19 protein-coding genes are annotated in these 20,102 nt (G+C 39.8%); 15 read left to right on the forward strand and 4 right to left on the reverse strand.

The window, feature by feature from the left end:
• The first annotated feature begins 153 nt into the window (after nt 1-153).
• From ACKTT2_RS16715 to ACKTT2_RS16735, 5 genes are all read left to right on the forward strand, one after another.
• Nucleotides 154-1,647, forward strand: a complete 1,494-nt coding sequence (locus tag ACKTT2_RS16715) for a sigma-70 family RNA polymerase sigma factor (protein WP_407888850.1) — start codon at nt 154-156, stop codon at nt 1,645-1,647.
• Nucleotides 1,648-1,661: 14 nt separating this feature from the next.
• Nucleotides 1,662-2,915 carry a DUF1822 family protein gene (locus tag ACKTT2_RS16720; protein WP_407888852.1) on the forward strand — a complete coding sequence of 418 codons (1,254 nt, stop codon included), beginning with the start codon at nt 1,662-1,664 and terminating at the stop codon, nt 2,913-2,915.
• A complete protein-coding gene (locus tag ACKTT2_RS16725; RefSeq protein ID WP_407888854.1) occupies nt 2,908-5,262 on the forward strand; it encodes a CHASE2 domain-containing protein in 2,355 nt (784 codons plus the stop codon). Before ACKTT2_RS16720 ends, ACKTT2_RS16725 begins: the two co-directional genes overlap by 8 nt.
• A 596-nt stretch (nt 5,263-5,858) precedes the next feature.
• On the forward strand, nt 5,859-6,026 hold the full coding sequence (locus ACKTT2_RS16730) for a hypothetical protein (protein ID WP_407888856.1): 168 nt from the start codon (nt 5,859-5,861) through the stop codon (nt 6,024-6,026).
• Between the two features lie 151 nt (nt 6,027-6,177).
• Nucleotides 6,178-7,038: a DUF928 domain-containing protein gene (locus tag ACKTT2_RS16735; RefSeq protein WP_407888858.1), complete on the forward strand. Its 861-nt coding sequence runs from the start codon at nt 6,178-6,180 to the stop codon at nt 7,036-7,038.
• 1 nt (nt 7,039) lies between these two features.
• On the opposite strand, the gene ACKTT2_RS16740 is transcribed toward ACKTT2_RS16735, so the two are convergent.
• Nucleotides 7,040-10,072 (reverse strand): CHAT domain-containing protein, encoded by a 3,033-nt coding sequence (locus ACKTT2_RS16740; protein ID WP_407888860.1) that lies wholly within the window; start codon nt 10,070-10,072, stop codon nt 7,040-7,042.
• 107 nt (nt 10,073-10,179) lie between these two features.
• Here ACKTT2_RS16740 and ACKTT2_RS16745 point away from each other — a divergent pair, with 107 nt between their 5' ends.
• The 7 genes from ACKTT2_RS16745 to ACKTT2_RS16775 all read left to right on the forward strand — a co-directional run bounded on the left by ACKTT2_RS16745 (nt 10,180) and on the right by ACKTT2_RS16775 (nt 13,910).
• Complete coding sequence (locus ACKTT2_RS16745) at nt 10,180-10,392, forward strand: hypothetical protein (protein ID WP_407888862.1); 213 nt, start codon at nt 10,180-10,182, stop codon at nt 10,390-10,392.
• Between the two features lie 28 nt (nt 10,393-10,420).
• Nucleotides 10,421-11,443: a zinc-dependent alcohol dehydrogenase family protein gene (locus ACKTT2_RS16750; RefSeq protein WP_407888864.1), complete on the forward strand. Its 1,023-nt coding sequence runs from the start codon at nt 10,421-10,423 to the stop codon at nt 11,441-11,443.
• A gap of 392 nt (nt 11,444-11,835) precedes the next feature.
• Nucleotides 11,836-12,627, forward strand: a complete 792-nt coding sequence (locus ACKTT2_RS16755; RefSeq protein WP_407888866.1) for a ZIP family metal transporter — start codon at nt 11,836-11,838, stop codon at nt 12,625-12,627.
• 82 nt (nt 12,628-12,709) lie between these two features.
• Nucleotides 12,710-13,105 carry a VOC family protein gene (locus tag ACKTT2_RS16760; RefSeq protein ID WP_407888868.1) on the forward strand — a complete coding sequence of 132 codons (396 nt, stop codon included), beginning with the start codon at nt 12,710-12,712 and terminating at the stop codon, nt 13,103-13,105.
• A 236-nt stretch (nt 13,106-13,341) separates the two neighbouring features.
• Complete coding sequence (locus ACKTT2_RS16765; protein ID WP_407888871.1) at nt 13,342-13,608, forward strand: ribbon-helix-helix domain-containing protein; 267 nt, start codon at nt 13,342-13,344, stop codon at nt 13,606-13,608.
• Nucleotides 13,605-13,733, forward strand: a complete 129-nt coding sequence (locus tag ACKTT2_RS16770) for a hypothetical protein (RefSeq protein WP_407888873.1) — start codon at nt 13,605-13,607, stop codon at nt 13,731-13,733. The genes ACKTT2_RS16765 and ACKTT2_RS16770 overlap by 4 nt, the downstream gene beginning before the upstream one ends.
• Before the next feature lie 3 nt (nt 13,734-13,736).
• Nucleotides 13,737-13,910: a type II toxin-antitoxin system RelE/ParE family toxin gene (locus ACKTT2_RS16775; RefSeq protein ID WP_407888923.1), complete on the forward strand. Its 174-nt coding sequence runs from the start codon at nt 13,737-13,739 to the stop codon at nt 13,908-13,910.
• Between the two features lie 22 nt (nt 13,911-13,932).
• Here ACKTT2_RS16775 and ACKTT2_RS16780 read toward each other — a convergent pair whose 3' ends face one another.
• A complete protein-coding gene (locus ACKTT2_RS16780) occupies nt 13,933-14,430 on the reverse strand; it encodes a DUF3291 domain-containing protein (RefSeq protein ID WP_407888875.1) in 498 nt (165 codons plus the stop codon).
• 532 nt (nt 14,431-14,962) lie between these two features.
• Here ACKTT2_RS16780 and ACKTT2_RS16785 point away from each other — a divergent pair.
• Together ACKTT2_RS16785 and ACKTT2_RS16790 are read left to right on the forward strand one after the other, a co-directional pair.
• Nucleotides 14,963-15,562 carry a MiaE family protein gene (locus ACKTT2_RS16785; RefSeq protein WP_407888877.1) on the forward strand — a complete coding sequence of 200 codons (600 nt, stop codon included), beginning with the start codon at nt 14,963-14,965 and terminating at the stop codon, nt 15,560-15,562.
• A gap of 128 nt (nt 15,563-15,690) precedes the next feature.
• Nucleotides 15,691-16,182: a GNAT family N-acetyltransferase gene (locus ACKTT2_RS16790; protein ID WP_407888879.1), complete on the forward strand. Its 492-nt coding sequence runs from the start codon at nt 15,691-15,693 to the stop codon at nt 16,180-16,182.
• A gap of 20 nt (nt 16,183-16,202) precedes the next feature.
• Here ACKTT2_RS16790 and ACKTT2_RS16795 read toward each other — a convergent pair whose 3' ends face one another.
• Nucleotides 16,203-17,561, reverse strand: coding sequence for a sensor histidine kinase (locus ACKTT2_RS16795; protein WP_407888883.1), 1,359 nt, complete (start codon nt 17,559-17,561; stop codon nt 16,203-16,205).
• Nucleotides 17,562-18,029: 468 nt separating this feature from the next.
• A complete protein-coding gene (locus tag ACKTT2_RS16800) occupies nt 18,030-18,260 on the reverse strand; it encodes a hypothetical protein (protein WP_407888887.1) in 231 nt (76 codons plus the stop codon).
• Between the two features lie 634 nt (nt 18,261-18,894).
• Here ACKTT2_RS16800 and ACKTT2_RS16805 point away from each other — a divergent pair.
• Entirely contained in the window at nt 18,895-19,959 is a 1,065-nt protein-coding gene (locus ACKTT2_RS16805) for a permease (RefSeq protein ID WP_407888889.1), read from the forward strand.
• Nucleotides 19,960-20,102: the final 143 nt, after the last annotated feature.

The raw sequence follows: 20,102 nt of genomic DNA on the forward strand, positions 1-20,102 counted from the left end.
AAATTTTCAACGTTTCTGAGTTTTCGAGACAACAAAAGTAACCATAACCTCGTTTGGATAGTTGATTCTAGATTAGAACGTCATATGAAACAGCTAGTCCAGTTAGAACCAGAGGCGAAAGAAAAATTTTGGTCAATACACTTCTTGAAAATTTTGAAACAGGCATCTCAAGCACAGAATATTCAAAGTGTGGCAAATGACGAAGAGAAAATTCCAAGAAGATTTCAAAATAATTTGAAATCTGTCTCTTCATCTAACTCAATATCGCTGACTAATTTGCAGAAAGCGACTAATAAAAGCTCCATAACAAAGGAGTCCTCCACAACATATCAATTCCTCAGTCATCAAGGAGAAAACCCAAAGTCAAAATCTCATCTCGGCATTACAGATTCTCCTTCAAATGCCAGAAAACATTTGTCAGCTTACTTACAGGAAGCTTGCTTCTGGGCTGCTCAGAAAGCATATCATCGCTTTAAGCTACTTCAGCATAAATACTCATTAGAAGAATATTTTCAAATAGCAAATACTGGTGTAAACCCACCGGAAAAAATTTTTAAAAATTTTAATTTGGAATATTCACATACAAATATAGAAGGTTATGCAAAAACTGCTATTGTTCGATGGATTGGAAATACAATATATAAGCAAGATCTAGAAGCAAAAAGGGACAAATTTTCCGATCTCGGTCTTTTAAAAGATGTATCACATAAAGAAATCAGAGAAGCTTTAGTAGACAAAGGGCTGAATTCAGCACAAATTAATTTCCATTCCTTAGTTTGGCAATGCTTCGATGAAATTTTTCAACCTACTCAAAGCCAAGGAAGTTCTAGATTAGAAACTCTCAACGAACGGGATCTTCAACAAATAGTTAACTATTACAATTTTCTGCTGAAGAGAATAGATGTGTCGGCAGTGACAGTTTCAGAAGAAAAAGTGAAAGAAATGCTTGCAACTTGTATTCAATCTGCACGAGATTCTCGCACTAAACGTTTTATTCCTTTGGAGAATTCCGAGAATATATTTGATTTCAAACCAACTCCTTTAGATATTGCAATACAGGAAGAAGAAAGAGAGCAAGTACAGTCTCTTGTAGCAAAATTATTTGAAGAAATACCGGAAATAGGTCAAATTCTCCTAAAACTTTGGCAAGGATTAAATTTGACCCAAACGGAAATGGCAAGTGTTCTGGAAAAGACGTTTCCAGAATTACAAAAACAATATCAAGTAGCTCGTCATTTGGCAAGGTATAATAATGCTATCTTGAAAAATTTTGTAACAGAATGGAATCAAATTTATCCAAGTATTTTTCTATCTTCCGATAGAGACATTGAAAAAATTAAAGATTCTCTGAGCGAATGCTTACAATCTTACTGTAAGAAAAATTTATATACCAATTTAAATAGAATTTTAAAAAAGTACAATTGTAATAAAAGAGACTTAGCTATTAATCATAAATTAAATGTTGAAAAAGACAAAACTTCTGACTGTGAAGTACGCGATCGCATAGAAGAGGTTAGAAAATACTTGATAAAAACTTTTTGTCAAGAACTTGAAATAAGTATGAATATGGCAACGGGTTCTTTAAAAGTCGTTAGCCATAGAATAGCTTTTTTTGTAGATGAATGGTTACAAAACTTAGAGCAATAAATATGGTAAAAAATATGGTATTTACATTGAATGAGTTAACGATGGTTTATCCAGAGCAAATATGGATTGAGTTTTCTCCAGAAGAAAAAGAAAAAGCATGGTTAATTTCTGCTCGACACCTCTATTCTAATGCGTCTGCTCGGTGGACTGCATTTTTAAATTGTCTGTGTTTAAACACTTTGATTGAGTGGCTTCAAGATGACCCCGATTTCCAGGAAAAGCTCAAAGTTTGGCCGAGTCATGCCGATTTACCAAGTTTTTGGGAAGTGGTCAATGGCACTGCACTAACTCTAGATGAAACTCGGTTGGTAGTGCTTCCCTCTGATAAAAGCGATCTTCCAGAATTTCGGATTCCGCAAGAATGGGTGGATATTCCTAACTGGACGGCATATTATTATTTGCCCGTGCAGTTAAACTTAACAGAAAACTGGTTGCGAGTATGGGGTTATGCAACCTATGAACAAGTTAGAGCAGAAGCTGACTATGACGAAAGGGATCGAACTTACTCTGTCAATAGAGAAGGTTTAATTGAAGATTTGAATGTGTTATGGGTGGCGCGATCGCTGTATCCTAACAAGCAACCAGAAGGTAAACCATTGCTCGGGTTATCAACTCAACAAACTGAAAAACTACTGGCACAACTAAGTCAATACACGCCTTATTCACCTCGTCTTGATGTTCCCTTTGAGATGTGGGCGGCGTTGTTAGCATCAGCAGACAATCGGAAGGAATTATATCGACGACGCCTTGCTTGTTCTCAAGTCAATGTGGTAGGAGACGACAAAGTTGGAGCAAACAACTTAAGCCAATGGTTTCAACAAGTATTCGATAGAGGGTGGCAATCTGTGGAGTCAATGCTGTATCCAAAGCAGATGATATTGGCGGCTCAATTTAGAAGTGACTCTGGATTGCACAAGGTAAATGTCAAGGGAGCTAAATTAATCGATCTAGGGATGCACTTGCGAGGTCAAGCTGTTGTGCTGTTAGTTGGTCTCAATCGAGAGGAGGATGACAAAGTTAGTATTCGCGTACAAGTCTATCCAGCACATGAAGAAACTTACTTACCACCCAATCTCAAATTAGCCTTGCTTTCTGCTTCAGGGCAATCTCTTCAAGACGCAAAATCTCGATGTCAAGACAATTACATCCAGCTCAAACGATTTAGATTTCGCTCGGGAGCAAAATTTACGCTCCAAGTAGCCCTCGGTGATGTCAGCATAAGAGAAGATTTTGTGCTTGAACCACTGTCGGCAAATTGCCATGAGTAAGCTTGTTGTATTAAATTTAGGAAAAGGCGATCTGAAAAAGGGCTTTCCCACTGTCATAGTTCAGTTATGGGAAGATCTCGATCGCGTTCCAATGCAATTTACAGGTGCGTTACCAGCCGCACCCGAACTTATAGAATTATACAGAAGCTGGCAGTTGCTTTATAATTTGCTCTATGAATCCCTCTATCATCGCTTAGGTTGGCCCAGAAGTATTGATATTGATAAAGACATTGAAATTGATGAAGAAGATGTAACTAATGTTTCTACTGTTGAATTTTCTAACTTATGCGATGGATTACAAAAAAGAATTAATCTTTGGCTGCAATCAAAGTTATTTCGCAATATCGAGCAAAAATTACGCACAAAGTTAGCTTCAGATGACGAAATTCGAGTCATTATCGAAACAGAATCAGACTTAGTTCGGCGTCTTCCTTGGCATCTGTGGGATTTTTTTGAAGATTATCAAAATGCAGTTTTATGCTTAAGCGTACCAGAGTTTGAGCGCGTTCAACTATTAAGCGAACATCCAAAACCTCCAGTCAGAATTTTAGCAGTTTTAGGCAATAGTGAAGGAATCGATGTCAATCAAGACCGAGCCATGCTTGAGAAAATTCCAGGAGCCAAAACGGTTTTTCTGGTTGAACCGCAGCGTCAAGAATTAGACCGATGGCTTTGGCATAAAGAAGGCTGGGACATTCTTTTCTTTGCTGGTCATAGTTCGAGCCAATCTGATGGAGAAATAGGGCGAATTTATATTAATAAACGTGACAGTTTAACGATTCCTCAATTAAAAAATGCTTTAAAAGCAGCAATAGTGAGGGGTTTAAAGTTAGCAATTTTTAACTCCTGTGACGGATTGGGAATCGCTCAACAACTCGCTTCATTACACATACCTCAAATGATTGTGATGCGAGAGCCAGTAGCAGATAGAGTTGCTCAAGAATTTTTAAAGCATTTTTTAGAAGCCTATGCCTTTGGAGAACCGTTTTATCTGGCAGTGCGAGAAGCTCAAGGGAGGTTACAAGGTCTAGAAAATGAATTTCCTTGTGCGAGCTGGTTACCTGTAATTTGCCAAAATCCCACGGCAACACCTTTCATTTGGCCTCAAGTTCAAGAAAGTCGCGATCGCACTCTCTTACCAATCCGACAAAGTGTTTCTTTAGTCTTGAAAGTAAGTCTGTTGATAACATTGTTAATAATAGGTATGCGAGAGTTAGGAATATTTCAGTCGTGGGAACTACTAGCTTTTGATGCTTTGATGCGTCAGCGTCCCCAAGAAAAACCAGACCCGCGTATTCTTCTTGTTACTATTACTGAAGCTGATGTTCAATCTCAGCCTGCTAGCGAAAGACTTGGAGCATCAATATCAGATCGTTCCCTTGCTCAACTCGTAGCAAAACTAGAGCAATTTAAACCCCGTGCGATCGGTCTAGATATTTATCGCGAAAACCCTGTAAAACCCAAATATGCAGATTTAGCCAAGACAATGCGAACAAGCAGTAACTTTATTGCTATATGCAAAGTTGGCGAAGAAAACAGAAATCTAGGTATTGCACCACCTCCTGAAGTCGTCGCTAAAGAACGCTTGGGTTTTAGTGATGTTGTACTCGATCCGGATGGCATTCTTCGCCGTCAACTGTTGGCAATGGCTCCTCTAGGGTTGTGCAATACTGACAAGTCTTTGAGCTTTCAATTAGCAGCTCGTTACTTAGCTTACGAAGGTATTCGACCCAAACTAACTCCAGAAAAAAACTGGCAATTCGGTGGCGTTACTTTTCAAAACTTAAAAGAAAACAGTGGCGGCTATCGCGGAATAGATCGTCTCGGTCACCAAGCGATGCTCAACTGGCGTGCAACACCCTCGGTTGCTACGCAAGTGACTTTAAACGATGTCCTTAGTCATAAAGTGACTCCCGATTTAGTGGAAAATCGTGTTGTTCTCATTGGTACAACTGCTGAAAGTTTTCACGATTATTTGTCTACGCCCTATACTGCTGGTCGCTGGCCTCATGAACCCATGGCAGGGGTAGTCACTCAAGCACATATGGTGAGTCAAATTCTGAGTGCTGTATTAGATAACCGTCCATTAGTGTGGTTTTTACCTAAATGGGGCGAAATCGTCTGGATTTGGAGTTGGTCTGGGATTAGCGGTATTATTGCTTGCCGATTGCGATCGCCTTTATATGTAGGAATAGCCGGAATCATTGGTGTTGGTATCTTAAATGGGGTTTGCTTAACTTTTTTGATAAAAGGAGGTTGGATGCCATTAGTTCCGTCAGCATTGGCATTACTTGCTACAGGTGCAGGCGTGACAACTTATACTGAACTACGGAGCAAGAGATTGTAAAGGATGTTTGTAAAGTCTACCGTTGTATCAAGATCCCCCTAACCCCTCTTAAAAAGGCTATGGTGTACACACAAGTCTTTCAAAAATTAGGAATCCGTCTCGGTCTACACTAACGTTAGTCAGCGCTCGAGCTACTGATTGCTATATCTTCATGTATTTCTAATTTCTTAATGGGAGGATCTTAGGTCTTATTATGCAATGCATAAATAATCTTTTTTCAAATTGCTAGTAAACACAATCTATTCCAGTGAGCTTGAGTACTATTTTTACTATTTCTATTCCTTGAGCGCATAAGGGAACATCCCTACGAGTGCAAATATGCCTTCAGAATTCTATTCTGAAGCTACACAAACAAAGTTCACCTACGTGAACTTAATATTTAAGTCCGCCTATGCGGACTTAGTTTGTATAGCCGCGATTTCAATCGCGGGCGTGTTTGTTCCAAATTGGAATGCTCTCGTGCATAAAGCGATCGCGACCGTCCCTATTAATAGAACATAAGGAAAGAAGGCTTTTCCAATAATTAACCTTCAACAGTGAATGTTTTTCAAATTTTTACATTCATTCTGCTTTCTATCATTCCAAGAGGTATCACTATGAATTCCACAATTGCTCATCAATCGCAATTGAATACTACTTCTAATCCGTTAATATCTACACCTCCTCGCCAAAGAGGATTAGTCGCTACATGGATAGAAGTTAATGACAAATTGGTTTGCATTTGGAACGATCCAAACAGTGAGGAATTATCCAAGTCAGTTTAAAGCGATTATACTTATAACACACTTCTATCCGTGCGGAAGTTCTAGTTTTTGCAAATTCTGTTGATTTACCCTTAACTAGCTTAAGTTAAGTAGTATTACGATAGAAAAGATTACAGAATGTATATATTTTTCATGTTTTTTCAGAAAAAACATGAACTTTCACCAACATCTACTGACAAGTTTGCGGTTCGCGCACTTGCACGCAAAAACAAACACGACTACGACTAAGTTACTCATGCACAAGCTCAAACCCTTTTTCCTCATGACTTTGACATTACTTAGTTTCATAAGTTATTCCACTTCCATACTTGCACAACCTAGCGTAAAAGCGAGTAAAAATTCAAATACTTCAACAAGAGTACCTCCACCAACCCAAGATGATGGTTCGAGCCAAGGTAGACCTAGTAGAAGGACGGGAACGGGAAGCCGTGGCACTTGCCCTGCTGTAAGTACACCTCTAACTGCACTCGTACCTTCTAATAACATCACCTTGTCGGTTGAAGAAAACCCTACCTTCTGGTTTTTTGTACCTTATAAGTCTGAAGCTATAGATTCAGGAGAATTTTCGTTACAAGACGAAGCAAACAACGACGTTTACAGAACTCCTTTTACACTACCAAAGGGACAAGGCATAGTCAGCGTGACCGTTCCACCTGAGATCTCATTAGTACCAAACAAAAAGTATAAATGGTACTTTAAACTATATTGTAAAATGCCAAATTTACAAACTTCTCCCAAAGAATCAGATTTTGTTTACGGTTTAGTACAAAGAGTAACGCTCAGACCGCAAATAGAAAACCAACTTAAAGTAGCAACAGCACCACTTTCGCGCATTACCATTTATTCTCAAAATGCTATTTGGCACTCAGCCATAACTGAATTAGCAAAACTCCGGATTGCAGAGCCGCGAAACCCTACTGTTAATAACAATTGGGCTAACTTACTCAAATCGATTGGTTTGGAGAACTTAGCTAAAGAACCGATTGTAGGAGAAGTAAAAACCAAAAAGTAGGTTAGAGCCAGTTTCCTAATAACACATAAGGTGCCCAAAAATAAGGAATGTTGTATTTCTTTAAAAGCACGATTTGAGCGCGACGCAAAGCTTCTGCTTTCGTCGTCGTGGCGTTTTCTAACTCCTGGTAAAATTGGCTCATCAACTCGGCAGTGGATTGGTCATCTACCGACCACAATGTAGCTAATGTACTACGCGCTCCTGCTCGTACCGCGATTCCCGCAAGCCCCAATGTTGCTCGTCTGTCTCCGGCGGCGGTTTCACAAGCACTCAGGACTAGCAATTCAATAGCTTTAGACTCTCTTTGGTTTCTTCGTTGCAATAAATTATCGAAATCCTTAACTTTCAGAAGTGTCTCCCAAGTCAAAATAAATGTCTTATCAGCATTGGAAGAGAATTCTCCATGAGTTGCTAGGTGAACTACAATATATGCAGCTGAATCAACACCGCTTTGAAGGTTTGGTTTGGTAAAAACTTGATTTAATAGTTTTTTAGTTTTTGGCACAATCGCTTGAATTTTTGCTAATTCGAGCTTGACGTTTTCCAGAGGAGGAAACTCTTGACCGTTGATTGTGCGTTGCTCGCTCAATCCCCCCGCTAAAGCACTTAACTGAGTTTTTTGTAAGGGTTTGGGGTCAATAAGTTGTAAACCAGGAGCCAGGGTAATAGCGTACTTTTCTATTAAATACTTGTTTTGTTTTTCATCGTAAAGGGCAGCCATTGGAATATTTCTTAACGCACCATCTAGAACAAAGACTAGCGTTTTAATTTTTCTAGTTTCTAACTCTGCTTCTAGCGGTTGAATTAACCAACTATAGACTTCTTGTGATAATTTTTTAACATCATTCATCCTGTCAGGTTCTGGGAGATATTGCTGTAGTTTCTCTAAAGACTTTTCTATTTCTAGAGAAGATTTCTGAGTGGTGTAGTGCAGAAGTCCATTCTTCATGGGTAATTTAAGAATGACTTCTAATCGGTCTTTTAAAATAATTGGATAAATAACTGCTGCTCTTGTATCGGTTTTGTCAACGACTTCATCTATTTGTTTGGTTTGAGGTAATAAACAAGCTTCTCGAAAAAAGTTCTCGAGTTCGCTGAGCTGGAGTGCTTCTATAATCTCACGGGCTTGTTTTAAGTTTTTTTGACTGACTCCTTTTTGATTTTGCCCTTTCTGTAAAAGCAAGTCCACTAATTGTCGGTAAACTGGTTCTACATTATCTCGAAAGGAAAACTGAACATTGGGGTTGAGAGCGATTAAGTCATTGCGTAGAGATTTCAAAGTATTGACTGACTCGGTATAAGAAGCGATCGCTCCTTCAATATCTCCTTTCATTCTCAGTATATTTCCTAGCTGCCATTGCCACAGATAAATCATATCTACAGCAGAAACTGTCTGAGCTTGTGTCAGTGCTTGCTCTGTCAAAGTTTGAGCGTATTGTAGAGATTTTGTATCCAAAGTCTTTACAGCTCTATCTTGAGATTCAACATACAATCCCCCAAGTACACCAAGAGCATAAGCTTCTAAACGCTTATCTCCTAAGCTTTTTGCTCGTTGTATAGATGTTGCTACAAGCTGTGCAATTTCTTTCCAAGAAGGTGAATTGCTCGGTGTAGCTTGTTTTAAGCACATTAAATTCTGAGCTAAGTTGATTTGAGCGTTAATTGCGGTTTGGCTTAGAGGTATATTTGTGAGTTTGGATTGGATAGTAGGTAATAAACTTTCCGCTTGCGACCATTGTTGAAGTTCTAACAATACACTGAAGCGATTGATTTCTGCTTGAATTTGTGCAGTTGGAGAAGCAGACATAGTAGTAGCTTCCTGATAGTACCGTGCAGCCTGTTGATAGTGAGATGAGGCTGTGGCTGTGGCTTCAACAAAGGCTTCTTCTGCACGGCGTTGTCTTGAAGCGCGGCGCTGTCTCCGTTTTAGCGTGTCTGCATTCCCGCGATTCTGCTTCAAATTTTGTGTTTCTTCATTGGAGAGGGGTCTGATGACACAACGCAATGGTGTAGACTTTTCCTCTATGACAGTCTGTTGCTGCACTAGCGAAGTAACTCCATAAAAACCTCGTGCTTGATTTCCTAAAGCTCGTTCGATATTGCCTAAACTCAGAAGTGCAGCAGCTATTTCTGGGGAAGATTGTAATTTTTGAGCCACATCTCTACTTTGTTGTAATATCTTTCGAGAGGGTTCTAAATCGCCCACTAATTGAAAAACATCGCCAAGTCTACGCAATGCCATAGCTTTGACGGGGGAATCTGGTTCTTTTTGAAGGATTTTGTTGACTTGTTCTAGGGTTGTTTTAGACTGTCGGTAAAGCCCTAAGCTTTGTTGTGCAACGCTTTGATTGATTAAACAGCGCGTTCTTCCAACTTCATCTCCCACTCGGTTATAAGTATTAGCAGCCTCTTTCCAAGAGTCTAAAGCTTGTTCGGCTTTGCCTTGTTCTAATTGTACAGACCCTTGAATATCTAGAATTTGTGCTAAAACTGTCAAGCGCTCTTTGGAATTACTCGTTTTTTGGTTTACCTTGACTAATTCTAGACTTTGTGCTACTGCTTTGGATGAATTTTCTAACTGCCCTAGTTGTTTCAAAGCCAATGAAAGATTGCTGAGAGCGATCGCTTGTCCCAATCCATCGTTCTGAAGTTTGGAAGCATCAGCAGCTTGTTGTAAAACCGTTACTGCTTCAGAAAAATTGCCCGCTTCGTAAAGTTTTCGCCCCTGTTGGAGCAAGTCTCGCGCATTAGATAAATTTTTTTGATTTGAGTCTACAACATTAGGAGTGACTGGATTTGCGAGCGCGGGTTTTTCTGGTATGGTAGCTCCTACTTTTTGGTAGAGGCTTCCGGGAAGGGCTATCGTTCCCAAGGTGAGACAAAATGCGTTCGCGAAGCGGCTGCTTTGCAGCATCGCCCTTGGCGCAAGCCGTACCCGGCTTATCGCAAAGGCAAACAGATTTCTCGCAAACTTCTTTCTCAGGAGAAGCACGTTCGAGAGAGTCGCACGTAAGCGTCTGAGCTGTCTTGCCATCACATTTTCATACCTTTGCGTAATTCTACTAATCCAGTGAGTAGATAACAATGAATATAAATTAAAGCAGCTAATCTCATTTCTAAAAATAACGGAGAGGAAGTTTTATGTCTATCTGGGTATTAGTAGCGCTGATTTCTTACCTTTTGGGAACCTTGATTCAGTGGTCTGCACTCAAGCAGCAGTTTCAGGAACTTGACGAATACACTAATTTTCCCATAGTATGGGTCGCAAAAGTCGTCTTAACAACTGGTTGTTTTCTAGAAGCTTTAGCTTGGCCTTTTGAGCTACTTGACTCACCAACTGTTCCTGTAGAATAATCCTGGCACAACTAGGAGTATCTGAACAATGAAAGTTTGGGAAGTTCAATCTCGAAAAGGGCTTGATGCATTGACATTGGTTGATAGACCGGAACCTCAGCTTCAAGCGGGACAGATCCTTCTCAAAATACACGCTGCTTCACTGAATTATCGCGATTTGTTAACTGTCAAAGGAGCATATGGCTCTAAACAAAAACTCCCACTTGTTCCTTTCTCTGATGGTGCGGGGGAAGTGGTTGCTGTTGGTGAGGGAGTCACTAGAGTTAAAGTTGGCGATCGCGTTGCAACTATTTTCATGCAAGCTTGGATAGATGGGGAATTTTCAGCAGAAAAATCTCAGTCCGCGTTGGGCGGTGCTATTGATGGTATCTTAGCTGAGTATGTCGTACTCGACCAAAACGGTGTTGTTCGTTTTCCAGATTTTCTTTCTTATGAAGAAGCAGCAACGCTACCTTGTGCTGCAGTCACCGCATGGAATGCTCTTGTCACGGATGGTAAGTTAAAAGCTGGCGATACGATTTTGATACAAGGAACTGGTGGAGTTTCAATATTTGCGCTTCAGTTTGCTTTAGCAATGGGGGTTAAGGTTATTGGCACTTCTAGCAGCGATCGCAAGTTAGAAAAGTTGCTACAGTTGGGCGCATCGGAAGTTGTGAATTACAAGACTGTACCAGACTGGGATGAAAGAGTTTGGGAACTCACAGGTAAACTTGGAGTCGATCGCATTATTGAAGTTGGCGGGGCGGGAACCTTCAATAAATCCCTCCGTGCTGTCCGCTATGGAGGACATATTAGTTTGATTGGAGTCCTGACTGGGTTAAATGCTGATACCAGTACAGTCTCGATTCTACACAAAGGTATTTGCGTACAAGGCATTTATGTAGGCAGTCGCGAGATGTTTGAGGCAATGAATCGAGCTATTTCCTTGCATAATATACATCCAATAATCGACCGAGAGTTCCCCTTTGAAGAAGCACGGGAAGCTTTGGCTTATATGGAAAGTGGAGCGCATTTTGGCAAGATTGTTTTGAGAGTGGGGACTAGGGATTAGCGCTCGGGGACTGGGAAGGAGATATTTTCATACTTGCTCGTGGGATTTTTCCGTGATTAGCTGTCTTGAATATTGACTCCCTTTCCGTTCTAAAATTATCGCTCTTTGTAGGGTGGGCACTGCCCACCATTCGCTGTTGGTGGGCAGTGCCCACTCTACGTGTTTGGGTAATCATAAGAGCACGCCCAGGGAGTAATTATCCATTACCCGAAAGTTATGGTAGGGGCGCAAGGCATTGCGCCCTTACATCTTTGCTGTCTTGAATATTTAAAACATTTACCTCATTTATTGTAAAACGAAGTCATTATGAGTATGATTTAGAAAGAGCAGTTAAAAACTGCAAGCCCACTTCCTCAAGGTAATGGTAGGAATAAAACTAGCTATGGAAACCCTTGTTCTCGGCGCGATCAGCTGGGTACAGCTTGCGCTTCGCGATCGCAAGTTTAGGTGCAGGACTTGCTACTGTTATCGGTGCCTTGCCGATTTTACTACCAATAAATTTTACGCAAAGAGTGCAAGGAATCATGCTGGGGTTTGGGGGCGAAGTGATGTTAGCAGCAACATCATTTTCATTAATCCTACCTGGTACTGAGTCTGCCATAGCTCAAGGTTATCCCCAAGCAGGTGCTGCATTGATTATAGTGGCTGGGATTTTGCTGGGAGGATTGTTTCTGCAATTAACACATAAATTATTGCCCCACGAACATTTTTTTAAAGGGCAGGAAAATGTTGGGAGGAGTAACCTCAAACGAACTTGGTTGTTTATTGCTGCAATTACCATTCATAACTTTCCTGAAGGATTAGCAGTGGGAGTTAATTTTGGTAATAATAATATTAAAGATGGTATTCCCGTTGCCTTGGGCATTGGGTTACAAAATATTCCGGAAGGCTTGGTAGTCGCATTATCTTTAGTTGCTGAGAAATATTCAGCAGGTTATGCTTTATGGATTTCACTACTGACAGGTTTAGTAGAACCAATTGGTGGTGCGATCGGTGCTGGTGTGGTGAGTATCGCCAATTTTATCTTACCTTGGGCAATGGCATTTGCAGCAGGCACAATGTTGTTTGTCATCAGTGATGAAATTATTCCTGAGTCTCATCGTAAGGGATTGGAGCAAGAGGGAACTATTGGCGTGATGTTGGGCTTTGTTATCATGATGTTTTTGGATATTGCACTTGGGTAGATAGTTGTTAGTTGTTAGTTGTTAGTACAAATGACAAATGGCAAATGACAAATGGCAAACTTACTTAAAAAGGATCGAAATTATGAATCTTCTTCGTTTTGAACACATAAATATTTCTTGTAAAGATATAAATGCAACTCAAAAGTTCTATCAATCTCTATTCCCCGATTGGTATGTACGTGCTGAAGGTGTATTCAATGGTAGGTACTGGAGGCATTTAGGTAATAATCAATTTTATATTGCTCTTAATGATGAAGCAAATCAAGAGCGCGTACACGTACCTTACGAAAAGATTGGTATCAATCATGTTGGTTTTGTGATTCGAGATGGTGAAGTTATGAAAAAGTTGCTTGATGAGGAAGGCATTGAATACTACACAATGACAGCACCTGAAACTAAGCATAGAATTTATGTCAATGACCCAGATGGCAATGAAATTGAATTAGTTGAATACAACCTTGAGTATGCGTTGAAGTGATTGGCTGATTTTTGTGTGGGTTGGATTTGCTACATGGAAAGCTAACAACTGTATACGTTAGGTTTCGTTCCTTAACCCAACCTACACAAAGTCTTCGTTTCGATTGTCTGGTTGAGGAAATGGTTTACTAAAGGAGAAGGCAATAGAGGTTGAACTGTAAAGGCACAAATGCTCTAGCCGCTCTTTAGCTTCAGATTCTGCCTTAAAATACAAAGCAAACAGTAGAATCAAATACCATGAACATCATACTGAAACCAAAGCAAGAAAAATTTATCCAAGCCAAGTTGCAAACAGGCAAGTATCGCAATGCTGAAGAATTGTTAGAGCTTGCTTTCAGGCTACTTGATGAATATGAGCAAGCTGATGATGACTGGATAAATTCTGTAAGAGAAAAAATTGATGCAGCGCTCGCTTCGGAGCGAACACACTCACCCATCGACGGAAAAACTTTTGTTAACCAAATTCTGTCACATTTTCAGCAAGTACGTGAGGCGCAAGAATGAATCGTCGCTATTTGATTAACATTCTGGTAACCCAAGATCTCAAAGAAATTGTTGACTACTTTACCATTAATAATGTCGAGGCTGGAGAACAATTTTTCCGCAAATTCGAGCGTCGCTGCGAGTAATTAATAAATTTTCCTAACATGGGTAGGAGCTATGCAGAAATCCGTCCTGATTTACGTGGTTTACTGTTAGATAGGTATATTATTTTTTACAGAGTTTTGGATGATGGCGTTGAAATTCTTCGAGTAATTAATGCTCGCCGAGATTTACCATCTATTTTTAAAGACCAAGAAAGATGAGTTGAAAAGACAAATTTCTCGTTTAGCGTGTGGATGCTGTACTACGTAATATTATCGTTTCGATTTCAGGTTGGGGAAATGGTTTGCCGAAGGAGAAAGCAATCGGGGTTGAACCATAAAGTCGCAAATGCTCTAGTCGCTCTTTGGCTTCAGCAACTGTGGGAGTGTGTCCCGCCGGAACCCACCATAATGCTAGGATGGGTTGCTCGACTTTTTCAAACCAACGACGGCGATCGCGCATTATATTTCCATGAGCACCACGATATACGTAGTTTGAGAGGGCTTCTAGAGATTTCCAAACTGTGAGAGTAATTAAAATTCTCTCGTCATCAAAAGCACGGATACTAGTGGCATCATTTGCACCTTCACTTCGTAAACGCCATACAAAACCAGGATCGGCATCGGCGATCGCGTTAATACTTTCAATTTGTGCGACGAACTCTGCCATTTCTGGAGAATCTAGTGGCGCACGTAGAGTTGCGGTGTTTACTTGGGCAAGGTGATAGCGTTCTGTATTCATAGTTTTTGCATTCTTTTGCGATGCACATATAATGTATTTTTTGCTACTTTCTCATTTGTCTACTATCTAAATATAGATTTAAATAGTGAAAATACATATTTATATATATTTCCTGAGATAGAGTGCAGTTAAGACAGACTAACATCACAGGTTTAAATTTGGCATCTGATAATTCTTCATTTTTGTTCTTAATACTTCACATTTAAGTACCCAACTTAAAACGTGATTATTAATACAACAAGGGATTCAGGAAATGTTCTATGTTAACTAAACCCTTTACTTTTGTACGAACGGCGGGTTATCCGCTCAACAACCACCAGATCGACGGAAATTGCCTGCTATTGTCATAGTCTAAACTCCAGTAATGACATCCGGTTGAACATACGCAAATCAACCCTACTTAGTAACTTCCCCCGGTCTGGTGATTTATTTGTGTAATTCTCTTTTATTTCCTTTACATCCCAATTGCCTTTGCGTTTCCTAAGAAATTTGTAACTATATATTATGTAAGTCGAGTTTTTGACCTTTTATTGTGCTTTCATCTGAACTGTCTACAATTAACGCTCTCAAACAACCAACAAGTTCTGCATGGGTGGAACAGGCTGTTGCAAATCTAGACACTATTCTCCTCGATCACTCCCAATGCGAGCGAAAAGCAGCAGGAGTTGCCTTGAACATGATATTTCGCTATCCTTCTAATGCCAAAATGGTACGAGAGTTAACCAAAATTGCTCGTGAAGAATTAGAACATTTTGAACTTGTCAATCAATGGTTGGAAAAACGGGGTATTCCTTTGCGTCCATTGCAGCCACCGCCTTATGGTGCGGGTTTAAAATCGCAAATTCGCTCGCAAGAACCAGAAAGGTTTTTAGACTCTCTGCTAATCAGTGGTTTAATTGAAGCTCGTAGTCACGAACGTTTGGGATTGCTAGCAGTTCACTGCTCGGAACCGGAATTAGCAAAATTTTACCGCAGCCTAATGGCATCTGAAGCTCGTCACTATGGTACTTATTGGGTACTTGCGGATACTTACTTCGATCGCGAACTGGTCAGACAAAGACTAGATGAATTAGCATTTGTGGAAAGTGAATTATTGGCGACTTTACACCGAGAACCGCGAATTCATAGTTAATACTATTTTGGATTTTAGATGCGTGGATTTTGGATTGAGAAATTCGTTTAGACTTGATTTGAGTCAAACATCTGTCGCATTTTTCATTCAAATTGGTATATAGCAATCCTATTTGATTTGTGAAATCAATGAAAAAATATTATCAAGATTTTGTAGTTCGTCATTGGGAGGAGCGCGATCGCACTTCTGCTACAAATATTATTAGATCTGTACTAGCAGATTATGGTTTGAATTGGGAACCTAATGGAGCCGATCGAGATGTAGTGCAGGTAGAAGAATGTTATGTGGCGGTTGGGGGTGAGTTCTGGGTTATCGAGCATCAAAACCAAGTTGTAGGAACTGCAGCTTATTACCCTATTAAGCGAGGGGAAAAAGCTGTAGAAATTCGTAAGATGTATCTTTTACCAAAAGCTAGAGGTTTTGGACTAGGGAAATATTTGTTACAACAGTTAGAGGCTGCAATTATTTCTCGTGGCTTTCAAGAAATTTGGATTGAAACTGCTAGTGTTTTAGTAGAGGCTGTTCGACTTTATGAAAATAATGGGTATGAAAAAGCATCAGGTGTAGAAACAGCTCGTTGCGATCGGGTGTATGTTAAGAAATTAACAGTGACCACCTGACCAGTGACCAATGACCATTTTCAAGCCAAAGGTAAGAGAATTTGGAATTCTGTACCTTTACCAAGTTCTGAATGCAAATTTAATTCACCACCATGTCTTGCTTTAACAATTCGATAGCTGACTGATAAATTAGTTTCTTTATCAGCACGTTTTGCTATGGAAAAAGAATCTATAATTTGTTGCTGTAATTCTTGAGACATTCCTGGACTATTATCAGCAATACAAATAGATACCCAACGAGAATCTAGTGTATCTGATAGGTTAACTTTGCGCGAAATGACTTGAGTTGTAATTTCAATTTTTGGCTTTTGAGCCGTGGCTGTAGTTTCTAAATGCATTTGCTGTCTCACTGCTTCATTTAGCAGTGTATCCACAGATTGGCTCAGTATGTTCATAAATACTTGATTTAATTGCCCAATAAAGCAAGATATGGGTGGGAGATGACCGTAATTTCTAACTATTTCGATTTCTCCAGTAATTCTGCTATTGATTAATAATATTATGCTGTCTAAATTGGCGTGTATATCGGCAGGTTTTGGATACACTTCATCAATATGACAAAAATTTTGTAATCCAGTTACCAACTTTTTTAATCTTTCTGCTCCAGCACGGATACTAGCGATCGCTCTTGATAAATCTTGTTGTAAAAAATCTAATTCAACTTCTTGTTTTAGCTGAATTATTTCTTCTGATAGAGGAAAATCTTCTTTTTCATAAGCTGCAACCAACTTCATTAAGTCTTGACTATAGTTTCCAACGTGAGCTAAGTTACCCCAAATAAAATTTAAAGGGTCTAGAATTTCGTGCGCCACCCCATCTACTAAACGACCTAAGTTCGCCATTTTATCATTTTGAACCATCAAGGCTTGACTGCGCTCATACCGTACTTGAGTTTCTATTCCCCGGATTTGCCAAGAAGCAACATTTAATTCTTGTACATCCAATAACCTATAGATATCGGGTGGTGTATGTACAACTACAGGTTCTCCCAAGAGTTCAGCAGAACGTCTTAATGCCAGTTGTATTGCTGCTAATATTGGAGTAGTCTCTGCCAGTAACAAAATTTCTGTGCGAGCATAACTGTAAAGAACACTCAGTGGTTGCTGAAGAAATAACTCCTGTCCGTATGGGCGAATTAAAAATTCTAACAATCGCCGCCGTGAAATCATTCCCATATACTTACCCTCCTCTACTAAAATGACTCCTGGGAGAAGAGGATATTTGTCAAAATATAAAGCAACTTCAGCACCAGTGCAATTTGTCTCCACACAAAAGTTGTATGCTGGCAGTTCTTTAAGAGTTGACTCTAAACCTAAGTCACTTTGACTGCTACCAGATAAAAATGGTGGCGATATTTGCGAACTGGATTCTTGAGACACTAGCAACCCCGATCTAAAAGATAAAGCAAATATTAATACATAATTATTTGTTGATGTCAATTATAAGTATATTATTTGTAACACCTCTTACCTTAGAGGATGTTTTAAAAGTCCTTTCATCAGTAGCAAAATATTCAAGATCCCCCTAAATCCCCCTTAAAAAGGGGGACTTTGCTTCTAGTTCCCCCCTTGAAAAGGGGGGCTAGGGGGGATCTATAAGTGCCTAAAATCACAGTAAACAACTTTTCAAACAACCTCTTAATGTAGTCTTCTCTAAAAGAAGTGAAAAACAATCGTAACTGAATAAATTACTATTAAATTTATAACTTTATAATCTTTAAATTAAATGTTTCTACGTAACTAGCTGAACTATGTACGTCAAGTACCTTCTGCCATACTACTTGCTATAGCCTGTGAAACCCGTCCACCGCAGTGGCTCCTCTACCTCTAGACTTCTGCCTTCATGTACTAGTCATCAGGAGCTTCAACCATTCCCATAAGGGCGTTAAAAAATTCCCATGCATCTTCTGTTGTTGTCGTCACTGCCAATGATGGTGATTCCAAGGGGAATTCATCAATCACGGGTGCTTCGTCGATCTCGACTACAACTCTATACTCTCCTGGAGGCATATCGTAGGGTAACTGTACCGTAAGTTTGCCATCAGGACTAACGTTGGCAATTGTTTCAATGCTTTTCATTGATTTATCTTACATTTTTTTGAGAATTAAGACCATAAGTTCGTTTGAATTAGTTAGTAGGGGCGCAAGGCATATGCCCTTACTAGTTTGGAGGTTGTTAGAAGGGAAAATTTTAAGAAATTTGTTCCATTTTGGTCTTGAAGTTTTATATTTTTTGTGGGTAATTATACATACATCTTTTGGGAGAGGTTACCAAAACAAGTCCTTGCTTGGATTTGGTCCTAGCGAAGATGTTGTCTTTATGTTTAGAAAAAGTAAATCCTTGATAAAAATTCCTGAAAGATAATATAACATCAAGGAAAATTACTTGATTGATGAGAATAAATAATCAAAACTCTACTACTTATGGAGGTAACGAGGGAGAATTGGAACCATTTATCGAACTTAACAATCATCTAAAAGTACTGTTTTTTCTAGTAGACGGAGTTAAGTATAAATCCCTATGCTAAAATGTCTACTACTTAAGACTTATGCAATTCACGTTCTGACGCAAGAGATAAGAGTACAGTTAGCATTTAATTATCTTGTTTTTTAGCTCCTGTTTTTTGGTCAACAACCACCCATTGTCTCCTCTGAACGCTAAAATGACTTTTCACACCCCTAGAACTCAACACCGCTTTGATAAGCGACACCCATGAATCAATTGAACAATGGTTTCACTTTATTTCTTAGTCTGCTAGTCGAGGCAATTCCTTTTCTGTTATTGGGAGTTTTGTTCTCTAGTTTGTTGCTGTTTTTTGTAGATGAGCGCAAATTGGCGGAGAAAATGCCTAAAAATCCAGTCTTGGGCGCTTTAGTTGGCAGTTTAGTGGGATTTATGTTCCCTGTTTGTGAGTGTGGCAACGTACCAGTGGCGCGGCGATTGCTGATGCAGGGAGTCCCTACACCAGTGGCAATTGGTTTTTTGCTTGCAGCACCAACTATTAACCCTGTTGTCATATGGGCAACTTGGACTGCATTTCGAGACCAACCGGAAATAGTGGTGTTAAGAGTTTTATTCTCCTTAGCTATTGCAGTTATTATTGGGACAGTCTTTAGCGTTCAAAAAGACTTAACTCTGATAGTTCAACCTTCAATAGCTCGTTATCTAAAATTTAATCCCCCAAAATCTTCTAAATCCAAACGAAGCACGCAAGACAAAAAGAATAACTTATTGCAGCAGGGAATGGGAGTTCCCACTGTATTACAATCAGGAACTTATATGTTAGGAGGGCAATCAGGGCAAACCATACGGATGGATGCTACTGCTTTGCAAGGTGTTATGGCAGCGTCTAGTCCGAGCAAACCTTTGATGGATAAGTTACGGTTGTTGGTAGACAATTGCATACAGGAACTGCGCGAACTAGGGGCAATTTTGGTTATGGGAAGCGCCATTGCGGCGGCTGTTCAAGTACTAGTACCTCGCGATCTTATTATCAGCTTGGGTTCCGGTCCGATTAGCTCAATTGCTGCCATGCTTATCCTAGCTGGAGTTGTATCGATTTGTTCAACTGTTGATTCATTTTTTGCCTTGTCTTTTGCCTCAACTTTTACCAGTGGATCTTTATTGGCTTTTCTGGTATTTGGACCAATGATTGATATCAAAGGTGTTGGTTTAATGTTATCAGTCTTTAAACCCAAGGCTGTTCTGTATTTATTTGCTCTTGCAGCACAACTCACATTTTTACTTACCCTTTTTGTGAACTTACACGTCTTTTAAAACAGTGACCAGTGACCCTCCGGGTTCGCCAGTCGCCTACGAAAGGAGACCTTTCTACAGCGCTGGACTCACCAGTTCCCTACGAAAGGAGACCTTTCTGCAGGACTGGACTCACCAGTGACCAGTGACCAATGACCAAAAAA

This window comes from Scytonema hankhaensis NUACC26 (assembly GCF_045865695.1).
GTDB lineage: Bacteria > Cyanobacteriota > Cyanobacteriia > Cyanobacteriales > Nostocaceae > Scytonema.

Bases quoted from the DNA above. Each gene is read 5' to 3' on its own strand.
- ACKTT2_RS16740 (WP_407888860.1), bottom strand. From the start codon at position 10,072: ATGGCAAGACAGCTCAGACGCTTACGTGCGACTCTCTCGAACGTGCTT.
- ACKTT2_RS16790 (WP_407888879.1), top strand. From the start codon at position 15,691: ATGAAAAAATATTATCAAGATTTTGTAGTTCGTCATTGGGAGGAGCGC.
- ACKTT2_RS16770 (WP_407888873.1), top strand. From the start codon at position 13,605: ATGAATCGTCGCTATTTGATTAACATTCTGGTAACCCAAGATCTCAAA.
- ACKTT2_RS16720 (WP_407888852.1), top strand. From the start codon at position 1,662: ATGGTATTTACATTGAATGAGTTAACGATGGTTTATCCAGAGCAAATA.
- ACKTT2_RS16765 (WP_407888871.1), top strand. From the start codon at position 13,342: ATGAACATCATACTGAAACCAAAGCAAGAAAAATTTATCCAAGCCAAG.
- ACKTT2_RS16730 (WP_407888856.1), top strand. From the start codon at position 5,859: ATGAATTCCACAATTGCTCATCAATCGCAATTGAATACTACTTCTAAT.
- ACKTT2_RS16745 (WP_407888862.1), top strand. From the start codon at position 10,180: ATGTCTATCTGGGTATTAGTAGCGCTGATTTCTTACCTTTTGGGAACC.
- ACKTT2_RS16805 (WP_407888889.1), top strand. From the start codon at position 18,895: ATGAATCAATTGAACAATGGTTTCACTTTATTTCTTAGTCTGCTAGTC.
- ACKTT2_RS16800 (WP_407888887.1), bottom strand. From the start codon at position 18,260: ATGAAAAGCATTGAAACAATTGCCAACGTTAGTCCTGATGGCAAACTT.
- ACKTT2_RS16760 (WP_407888868.1), top strand. From the start codon at position 12,710: ATGAATCTTCTTCGTTTTGAACACATAAATATTTCTTGTAAAGATATA.
- ACKTT2_RS16725 (WP_407888854.1), top strand. From the start codon at position 2,908: ATGAGTAAGCTTGTTGTATTAAATTTAGGAAAAGGCGATCTGAAAAAG.
- ACKTT2_RS16735 (WP_407888858.1), top strand. From the start codon at position 6,178: ATGAACTTTCACCAACATCTACTGACAAGTTTGCGGTTCGCGCACTTG.
- ACKTT2_RS16750 (WP_407888864.1), top strand. From the start codon at position 10,421: ATGAAAGTTTGGGAAGTTCAATCTCGAAAAGGGCTTGATGCATTGACA.
- ACKTT2_RS16780 (WP_407888875.1), bottom strand. From the start codon at position 14,430: ATGAATACAGAACGCTATCACCTTGCCCAAGTAAACACCGCAACTCTA.